The 9,139-nt window shown below is 75.0% G+C and carries 7 protein-coding genes and 1 pseudogene; 5 read left to right on the top strand and 3 right to left on the bottom strand.

Annotated features, from left to right (window positions below; translation table 11 throughout):
- Positions 1-367 precede the first annotated feature (367 nt).
- The 5 genes from ABD317_RS29270 (at position 368) to ABD317_RS29250 (ending at position 6,686) form a co-directional block, all read left to right on the top strand.
- Positions 368-2,284, top strand: a complete 1,917-nt coding sequence (locus tag ABD317_RS29270; protein WP_344293613.1) for an ABC transporter substrate-binding protein — start codon at positions 368-370, stop codon at positions 2,282-2,284.
- A 136-nt stretch (positions 2,285-2,420) separates the two neighbouring features.
- Entirely contained in the window at positions 2,421-3,476 is a 1,056-nt protein-coding gene (locus tag ABD317_RS29265) for an ABC transporter permease (RefSeq protein ID WP_344293611.1), read from the top strand.
- Entirely contained in the window at positions 3,473-4,462 is a 990-nt protein-coding gene (locus tag ABD317_RS29260) for an ABC transporter permease (RefSeq protein WP_344293609.1), read from the top strand. The genes ABD317_RS29265 and ABD317_RS29260 overlap by 4 nt, the downstream gene beginning before the upstream one ends.
- On the top strand, positions 4,459-5,436 hold the full coding sequence (locus ABD317_RS29255) for an ABC transporter ATP-binding protein (RefSeq protein WP_344293607.1): 978 nt from the start codon (positions 4,459-4,461) through the stop codon (positions 5,434-5,436). Before ABD317_RS29260 ends, ABD317_RS29255 begins: the two co-directional genes overlap by 4 nt.
- A gap of 227 nt (positions 5,437-5,663) precedes the next feature.
- Positions 5,664-6,686: an ABC transporter ATP-binding protein gene (locus ABD317_RS29250; RefSeq protein ID WP_344293615.1), complete on the top strand. Its 1,023-nt coding sequence runs from the start codon at positions 5,664-5,666 to the stop codon at positions 6,684-6,686.
- 47 nt (positions 6,687-6,733) lie between these two features.
- Here the strand turns inward: ABD317_RS29250 and ABD317_RS29245 are convergent, their stop codons facing one another.
- The 3 genes and pseudogenes from ABD317_RS29245 to ABD317_RS29235 all read right to left on the bottom strand — a co-directional run.
- Positions 6,734-7,243: a hypothetical protein gene (locus ABD317_RS29245; RefSeq protein ID WP_344293605.1), complete on the bottom strand. Its 510-nt coding sequence runs from the start codon at positions 7,241-7,243 to the stop codon at positions 6,734-6,736.
- An 83-nt stretch (positions 7,244-7,326) separates the two neighbouring features.
- A complete protein-coding gene (locus ABD317_RS29240; RefSeq protein WP_078627694.1) occupies positions 7,327-8,271 on the bottom strand; it encodes a bifunctional riboflavin kinase/FAD synthetase in 945 nt (314 codons plus the stop codon).
- A 146-nt stretch (positions 8,272-8,417) separates the two neighbouring features.
- Positions 8,418-9,139 (bottom strand): annotated as a pseudogene (locus ABD317_RS29235) (serine protease); the annotation flags it as partial.

The following is a 9,139-nucleotide window of genomic DNA, read 5'->3' as shown; positions in this document are numbered from 1 at the left end:
GCCCGTACGGGTGACGCCGTGGCCGGCCCCGCCGGCCCACCGGGCGGGCGGCCCGGCGGTCGGCCGCCCGGGGTACCACCCGCCGGCCGGCCAGCGAAGAAGCCCGCGGTGACGCGCGCGGGACCGGCGGCCACGCCGCCGGGACCGGCCGGGCGGCCGGCGGCACCTTTCGGGGACCGGCCGCCATTGGGGTGAACCAATGAGGCCCGCAGCCTTTTTGAAGGCGCGGGCCTCATTCGCGTTTCAGCCGGGTATCGCCCTCGTACAGGCCGGTCACGGTCATTGACATGTTTAGACCAACCTCGCTACACAGACCCGACCCCCAGGCCGGTCAGCCGGCATCCCGCCCCCAGAACCGCGAGGTGTCATGCAGCCCACCGACGAGAACGCCTTCCCGCCCGGCCCCTCCCCACGACCGACCCCCGCCGCCGCGCGGCACCGCCGCCGGCTGCGCCACGCGCTCTGCGCCGGCGCCGCGGCCCTCGCGCTCGTCGGAGCGGCGGCCGTCGGCCCGGCCGGACCGGCCGCGGCGACCTCCGCCCAGGACAACGGCGACGGCGGCGACGACGGGGGCGACGGCGACAGGACGGTGCTGACGGCGGCCGTCGCGCAGAGCGTCGACTCGCTCAGCCCGTTCCTCGCGGTCACCCTGGTGGCCACCACCCTCAACCGGCTGATGTACGACTCCCTCGTCAACTACGACGTCAAGACGCAGGAGCCCATCCCGGGGCTGGCGGAGAAGTGGGAGCCCTCCGACGCGGGCAGGACGTGGACGTACACCATCCGCGACGGCGTGGAGTGGTCCGACGGCAGGCCGCTGACCGCCGAGGACGCCCGCTGGACGTTCCACACGATGATGACCGACGACGCCGCCGGCACGGCCAACGGCTCGTACGTCACGAACTTCGAGAAGGTCTCCGCGCCCGACCCGCGCACGCTCGTCGTGGAGCTGAAGGAGCCGCAGGCCACGATGAACTCGATGGACCTGCCGATCGTGCCCAAGCACGTCTGGAAGGACGTCGACAACCTGGGCAAGTTCAACAACGACGCGGACTTCCCGGTGGTCGGCAGCGGCCCCTACGTGCTCACGGACTTCAAGACCGACTCGTACGTCACCTTCGAGCGGAACGAGAACTTCTGGCGGGGCGCGCCGAAGTTCGACGAGGTGACCTTCAAGTACTACAAGGAGACCGACGCCGCCGTCGCCGCGCTGCGCAAGGGCGAGGTGTCCTTCGTGCCGGACCTGACGCCGGCGCACGCCGCGTCGCTGGCGGACCACCCCGACATCAAGGTCAACGACGGCCAGGGCCGGCGCTTCTGGGCCATCGCCGTCAACCCCGGGGCGCGCGACGTCGAGGGCCGCACGTTCGGCGACGGCCATCCCGCGCTGCTCGACCCGAAGGTGCGCAAGGCGCTGTTCCACGCGGTGGACCGCGACGTGATAGTGAACAAGGTGCTGCAGGGGCACGGCGTGGTGGGCGCGGGCTACATCCCGCCGCGCTTCGCCGACTACCACTGGAAGCCGCCGGCCGACCAGGAGGTCGGCTACGACCCGCAGGAGGCCGCGCGGCTCCTCGACGAGGCGGGCTACGAGCTGAAGGACGGCAAGCGCGTCGGCAAGGACGGCAGGCCGCTGGACTTCCGGATGCTGTGCCACGCCACCGACCCCAAGGACAAGGCCGCCGGCAAGTACCTGGAGGAGTGGTGGGGCGCGCTGGGCATCGGCCTGGACCTGCAGTGCCTGGACAACGTCGGCGACCCCTGGGTGGCGGGTGAGTACGACCTCGCCTTCGACGGCTGGTCGGTCAACCCCGACCCGGACTTCGTCCTCGCCATCCACACCTGCGCCGCGCTGCCGGAGTCGGAGGACGTCGTGGGGCAGACGGACAACTTCATCTGCGACAAGGAGTTCGACCGGCTCTACGCCGAGCAGCTGGCCGCGTACGACGACCCGGCCGGGCGGGCCGAGGCGGTGAAGGAGATGCAGTCGGTCCTCTACGACACCGGGTACATGAACGTGCTGGCGTACCCGAACTCCGTGGAGGCGTACCGCACCGACCACATCAAGTCGATCACCGCGATGCCCGCGGGCAACGGCAACATCTGGGGCCAGGACGGCTCCTGGAGCTGGGCCACCGCGGTCCCCGCCGCGGCGGCGTCCGAGGACGACGACGGCTCGGCCCTGGGCGTGGTGCTCGGCGGCGGGGCGGCGGTCGTCATCGTGGCCGCGGCGAGCGTGGTCTTCACGCTGCGCCGCCGGGCCACCGCGGAGGACCGCGAGTAGCCCGTACGCACCCTCGCCCGCCCGGGGTGTCCGGCGCCCCGCCGCCGGACACCCCGCCCGACCCCGACCCCCCCGCCCGCGACGCACTCCGCACCCGCGCCACGTACCCGGACGGCACCCCAGCAAAGCGAGGGCCATGTCAACGGCAGACCCACCCGTCACCCCGGCCGCCGAGAAGGCGGCACCCGGCGCCCGCGGCGCCGCGGGCAGCTCCCGCCGCGCCTACCTCGGCTACGTGGCGGGCAAGCTCGCCGGCGCCGCGGTCTCCCTCCTCGCCATCCTCGTCACCAGCTTCTTCCTCTTCCGGATCATCCCCGGCGACCCGGTCAAGACGATGACGCACGGCCGCAAGGTCGACGCGGAGCAGCTCGCCGCGCTGCGCCGCCAGTACGGTCTTGACCTGCCGCTGTGGGAGCAGTTCACGCGCTACGTCGGCGACGCGCTGACCGGCGACCTCGGCGACTCGTACCAGTTCAACGAGCCGGTGCTGGACCTCGTCCGGGAGCGGGTGCCGGCCACCCTGCTGCTCACCGGCACGGCCGTGGTGCTCTACAGCGCGCTCGGCCTCTGGCTCGGCACCCGCGCGGCCTGGCGGCACGGCGGGCTCGGCGACAAGGTGAACACCGGCGTCGCGCTCACCTTCTGGTCGGTGCCGCACTTCTGGCTGGGGATGCTGCTCATCATCTTCTTCTCCGTCGGCGTCGGCCCCCTCCCCGGGCTGTTCCCCACCGGCGGCATGGAGTCGGGCGGCGAGGAGGGCCCGGCGTACGTCGTGGACGTGGTGCACCACATGGTCCTGCCGGTGCTCACCCTGGTCGCCGCGTGCTACGCGCAGACGCTGCTGGTCATGCGCTCCTCGCTGCTCGACGAGATGGGCAGCGACTATCTGACGGCCGCCCGGGCCAAGGGGCTGCGCGACGACCTCGTACGCCGCCGGCACGCCGTGCCGAACGCGCTGCTGCCGACGATCACGCTCGTCTTCGTCAACCTCGGCTTCATCGCGGCCGGCTCCATCCTGGTGGAGACGGTCTTCTCCTGGCCGGGCCTCGGCGGGCTGTTCTACCAGGCGCTGAGCGTTCCCGACCTGCCGCTGATCCAGGGCCTGTTCATCGTCTACGCCGGCTCGATGATCCTGATGAGCGTGGTCGCCGACCTGATCTATCCGCTGTTCGATCCCCGGGTGGGCCGATGAGCACAGAAGCACTGGGCGAGGAGCCGGGCGCCGACCCCCCGGACACCGGGGCACCCGCGAAGTCCGCCGCCCCCGCCGATTCCGCCGATTCCGCCGCCGATCCCGGGGCGCTGGCGTGGGCGCGCCGGCGCCGCTCCGCGGCCCGCTTCTGGCGCGCGTACCGCGGGCAGCGGGCGGGGCTCGTCGGCCTCGTCGCGCTCGCCGTCATCGCGTTCACCGCGCTGGCCGCGCCGCTGCTGGTCGGCTCCGACGCCGACAGCGTCACCGACGCGCCGGGCACGGCGCTGGAGAACCCCAGCACCGAGTTCCCGCTCGGCACCGACCAGTTCGGCCGGTCGGTACTCGACCTGCTGGTCTACGGGGCGCGCATCTCGCTCACCGTCGGGCTGCTGGCCGCGGCGCTGACCGTCGGCATCGGCACCCTCGTCGGCATGCTGGCCGGACACTACGGCGGCTGGCTGTCCGGCGTGCTCATGCGCGTCACGGACTTCTTCCTCGTCATGCCGACGCTGGTGCTGGCGATCGTGCTGGCCACGGTGATGTCCCGGTCGGTCACCACCGTCATCATCGCCATCGGCGTGGCGGCCTGGCCCAAGACGGCCCGGCTGGTGCGGGCGCAGACGCTGGCCATCGAGGCCCGCCCGTACGTCGAACGGGCCCGGGCGCTGGGCGGCGGGCACACCCACGTCATGCGACGGCACGTGCTGCCGAACGTGCTGCCGCTGGTCCTCGCCCAGACCACGCTGGTCATCTCCGAGGCGATCCTCACCGAGGCCACGCTCGCGTTCCTCGGCCTCGGCGACCCGCAGGTCGTCTCGTGGGGCGGCATGCTGCAGGACGCCCGCGAGGCGGGCGCGATCAGCTCCGGGCACTGGTCGTTCCTGGTGCCGCCGGGCATCGCGATCGCGGTGGTCGCCCTGTGCTTCACGCTGGCGGGCCGGGCGCTGGAGTCCGTGCTCAACCCGAAGCTGGGGGTGGCGAAGTGACCCTCCTCGACGTGCGGGATCTGCACGTGACGTACGGTACGGGCGCCGCCGCCGTCCCGGCGGTGCGCGGCGTCGACCTCACCCTGGCCGCCGGGCAGAAGCTCGGCCTCGCCGGCGAGTCGGGCTGCGGGAAGTCCACCCTGGCGCTGGCGCTGCTGCGGCTGCTGCCGCGCCCCGCGCGGGTGCGCGGGGAGATCCTCCTCGACGGCGAGGACGTGCTCGCCATGTCGTGGGGACGGCTGCGCGCGGTGCGCTGGGCGGGCGCCTCGATCGTCTTCCAGGGCGCGATGCACTCGCTCAACGCCGTCCACCGCGTCCGCGACCAGATCGCCGAGCCGATCCTGCTGCACCGGCTGGAGTCCTCGCAGGCCGCGGCCCGGCGCCGGGCGGAGGGGCTGCTGGAGCAGGTCGGCCTGCCGGCCGCGCGCGGTGGCGCGTACCCGCACGAGCTGTCCGGCGGCCAGCGGCAGCGGGTGATGATCGCGATGGCGCTGGCCTGCGACCCGCGGCTGGTCGTCGCCGACGAGCCGACGACGGCGCTGGACGTGATGATCCAGGCGCAGATCCTGCGGCTGATCGAGCGGCTGGTCGCCGAGCACGGCATCGGCCTGCTGATGATCAGCCACGACCTGGCGGTGCTCTCCGACACCTGCGACCGGCTGGCCGTGATGTACGCGGGCCGGATCGTCGAGGAGGGCCCGGCGCAGCGGGTGTTCACGGCGGCGGAGCACCCGTACAGCGGCGCGCTGGCGGCGGCGTTCCCGACCGTCGGCCGGGCCGCGGACCGCCGCGCCCCGCAGGGCCTCCCCGGCGATCCGCCGGACCCGGCGCGGCTGCCGGGCGGCTGCACGTTCCACCCGCGCTGCCCGGTGGCGCTGGAGACCTGCGCGGCGGACGAACCGCGGCTGCGGGAGGCGGGCCCGGGCAGGCGGGCGGCGTGCGTACACGTGGAGAGCGTCAAGGAGGCACGGTGAGCGGGGAGTCGGCGGAGAAGCCGGGGATGGCGTCGAAAGCGGCGAAGGACGCGAAGCCGCGGACGCCGGCCGGCGGACGGGCGGAGCCGGGGGCGGACGGGGTCGGACAGGCCGGGTCACGGAAGAGCGCCGGTGAGAGCGGCAAGCGCGGTCCCGCGGCCGGGGACGCATCCGCAGGCGAACGGCCCGACCTGCGTAAGCGCGAGCCCCTGGCCGCGGGGAAGCCGCTGGCGGACGGGGGCGACCGCGCGGGGGGCGCCCTCGCGGGGCCGCTGCTCGACGCCGACGGGCTGCGCGTCGTCTTCCCCGGGCGGCACGGCGCCCCCGCCGCGCGGGCGGTGGACGGCGTGAACCTGTCCATCGGCGCCGGCGAGATCGTCGCGCTCGTCGGCGAGTCCGGCTGCGGCAAGACCACCCTGGCCCGCGCGCTCCTCGGCCTGGTCCGCCCCACCGCCGGCGCGGTCTCCTTCCGCGGCGCGCCGCTGTCGTACGGCAGCCGCGCGCTCAAGGCGTACCGCCGGCGGGTGCAGCTCGTGCTGCAGGACCCCAGCGGGTCGCTCAACCCGCGGCACACCGTCTACGACGCGGTCGCCGAGGGCCTGCGCATCCACGGCAGCCCGGGCGACGAGCGCGCCGCCGTCGCCTCCGCGCTCTCCCGCGCCGGGCTGCGGCCGCCGGAGCGGTTCTTCCTGCGCTACCCGCACGAGCTGTCCGGCGGGCAGCGGCAGCGCGTCGTCATCGCCGGCGCGCTCGTGCTCGACCCGCAGCTGATCGTCGCGGACGAGCCGGTGGCCTCGCTCGACGCCTCGGTGCGCGGCGAGATCCTGGCGCTGCTGCTGCGGCTGCGCGACCAGCTGGGGCTCTCCGCGCTGGTCGTCACGCACGACCTGGGGCTGGCGTGGAACATCGCGGACCGGGTGGCGGTGATGTACCTGGGCCGGATCGTGGAGGCCGGCCCGGTGGAGCAGGTGCTGACCGCGCCGCGGCACCCGTACACGAAGGCCCTGCTGTCGGTGCTGCCGGAGTCGGGAACGGAGCCGGTGGTGCTGACGGGCGAGCCACCGGACCCGGCCCGGATCCCGGGCGGCTGCCGGTTCCACGCCCGCTGCCAGCACCTCGCCTCCGGCGCGGCGGCGTCGGCGGGCGTCGCCGCCGCCTGCCGCGGCACGGACCTGCCGGTCCTGCCCGGCACCGGCACGGGGGTGGCCTGCCACCTGACCGCGTCCCGGGCGGCAACCCCGGCGACGTAGCGGCACACCCGGGAGACCGGCCGGGCCGGGCGCCGCGGCGGGCCTGTTCAGTCGCAGCCGACGCCGTCGCCGTCCCTGTCGAGATCGTGGTGATCGCTGTCGCCGACCCAGACGGGGCCGTTGAGATCCGAGCAGTCGACGTCGGGGCCGGGCGGCGGCCCGTCCGGGTAGCCGGAGGTGTTGCCGCCGCCCTCGACCGCGTCAGAGCCCGAGTCGACACCGGAGTCGGCGCCGCCGTCCGCGGGCGGCTCGGCGGTGACGGTCTCGGTCTCGGTGACCTCGACCTCGACCTTCTTCGTCTTGGTGACGGTCGGCGCGGGCTCCGGCGAAGCGGTGACCGTTGCGGTGGACTCGGCGGTTGCGGTGACGGTCGGCGCCGCGCCCGCGGTGTCCGACCCGTCCGCACCGTTGCCGACGGCGGCCCCGACGCCGAAGACGACGAGAACGCCGACCGCGACGGCGGCGATCCGGACCTTCCGGTGCCGCGGCGGCGGGCTCGGGGACAGTGCGGGCGGGTACGGCCCGCCGTGTGGGTTCGGGCCGGGCGAGTTGCTCATGGGTCCCCCCTGCGAAGGTGTGCAGGCGGGGACGCTACGGCGTCCGGCGTGGGGGACGGGAGGGGCCGGATGGCCCCGGTGTGCTACCGGTCGGCGGTCAGTTCGCGGCAGGCGTCCACGTCGTGGCGCATCTGGGTCTTCAGGTCCTCGACGGTGTCGAAGCGCTGCTGGCCGCGGACGAAGGCGAGGAAGTCGACGGCCACGTGCAGCCCGTACAGGTCGAGGTCGTCGCGGTCGAGCGCGTACGCCTCCACCGAGCGCTCCGTGCCGTCGAACTGCGGGTTCGTTCCGACCGAGATCGCCGCCGGCATCCGCTCGCCCGCGGCGTCCAGCCAGCCCGCGTACACCCCGTCCGCGGGGACCGCGGTGTGCGGCAGGGTCTCCAGGTTGGCCGTCGGGAAGCCCAGCTCGCGGCCCCGCTGCGCCCCCCGTACGACGACGCCCTCCACCCGGTGCGGGCGCCCCAGCACCTCCGCCGCCCCGGCGACGTCGCCCTCGGCGATCAGCCGCCGGGCGAGCGTCGAGGAGAACGGCTCGCCACCGCCCGCGGTGCCGCTGACCTGGAGGTCGACGACGTCCACGGCGTAGTCGTACGTCTCGCCGAGCGAGGCGAGGAACGCGACGTCGCCGGCGGCCTTGTGGCCGAAGCGGAAGTTCGGGCCCTCCACCACCGCCCGCGCGTGCAGCTTGTCGACCAGCACCTTGACCACGAAGTCCGCGGGCGCCAGCTTCGAGAACTCCGCGGTGAACGGCAGGATCAGCAGCGCGTCCACGCCGAGGTCCGCCATCAGCTCCGCCCGCCGGTGGTGCGCGGCCAGCAGCGGGGGGTGGCTGCCCGGGCGGACCACCTCGCTGGGGTGCGGGTCGAAGGTGACGACGACGGACTGCACACCCAGCTCCCGGGCGCGCTCCACCGTCCGGCCGATGATCAGCTGGTGGCCCCGGTGCACGCCGTCGAACGAACCGATGGTGACGACGCTGCGCCCCCACCCCTCGGGAATGTCCTCCAAGCCACGCCAGCGCTGCACTCTGCCCGCTCCTCGGTCCGCCGTAGTCGTGCCTGCCCGTACAGGGCTGTGGAACACAAGACTGCCATGTGCGCGGCCGGGCGCCGGACCCGGGCGCCGGGTGGGCGGCGGGGCGGCGCGTTTCGCGCCGGCCGCCCGCCGCGTCCTCAGCACGCGCGCCGCGGGTGCGACGTGCCCACCGCGAGCTGCGCGCTCGGCCCCAGCAGCACCGCCCACGTCTCCCGGTCCGCCGCCAGCCAGCCGCGCAGCTGCTCCCCGAACGCCGGCGTCCGGGCCGCGAGGGCCACCAGCCGCCGGTCGAACACCGCGGCGCCCTCCGGCGTACGGGTCAGCAGCAGCCCGATGCGCTGGACGAGGTCCCGCGTGCACCGCTCCGCCCGCCGGTCCGCCGCGCCGCCGACCGCCGCGAGCAGCGCGTCCAGCACGCCCGGCTCCCGCTCCCGGTCCAGCAGCACCGCCAGCAGCTCGCGGCGCAGCGCCCCGGAGGTGCGGGTGCCCGGCTCCGCGACGACCGGGGCCAGCGCGCGGCGCACCACCGGCGACCGCGCGGTCAGCAGCTCCACCGCGAGCGGGTGGAGCACGGCGTGCTCGGACGGCCCGTGCTCCAGCCGCCGGTCGACGAAGTCGGCGGCGGCTGCGGCGCCTTCGGGGTGGCGGTCGACGTACTCGCGGACGAGGTCCGCGGCGCGCCGCGCCGTCTCCGGGGCGGCGGCGGGGGCCCGGGCGAGGGTGTGCAGCACGTCGTCGCCGCCGCCGGGCCGGTGGAGGCGGCCCCGGAAGGCGTCGAGCACGGGCCCGGGGTGGGTGGCGAGCGCGGGGGCGAGGTCGGCGGGGGCGAGGTGCGGGTCGCCGGCGGCGAAGCGGGCCA

The organism is Streptomyces synnematoformans, assembly GCF_039531005.1.
Classification (GTDB): domain Bacteria; phylum Actinomycetota; class Actinomycetes; order Streptomycetales; family Streptomycetaceae; genus Streptomyces; species Streptomyces synnematoformans.
This window is presented reverse-complemented; position numbering and strand designations above follow the sequence as displayed.

Coding starts and splice junctions, on each gene's coding strand:
- ABD317_RS29265 (WP_344293611.1), top strand. CDS start 2,421: ATGTCAACGGCAGACCCACCCGTCACCCCGGCCGCCGAGAAGGCGGCA.
- ABD317_RS29260 (WP_344293609.1), top strand. CDS start 3,473: ATGAGCACAGAAGCACTGGGCGAGGAGCCGGGCGCCGACCCCCCGGAC.
- ABD317_RS29245 (WP_344293605.1), bottom strand. CDS start 7,243: ATGAGCAACTCGCCCGGCCCGAACCCACACGGCGGGCCGTACCCGCCC.
- ABD317_RS29270 (WP_344293613.1), top strand. CDS start 368: ATGCAGCCCACCGACGAGAACGCCTTCCCGCCCGGCCCCTCCCCACGA.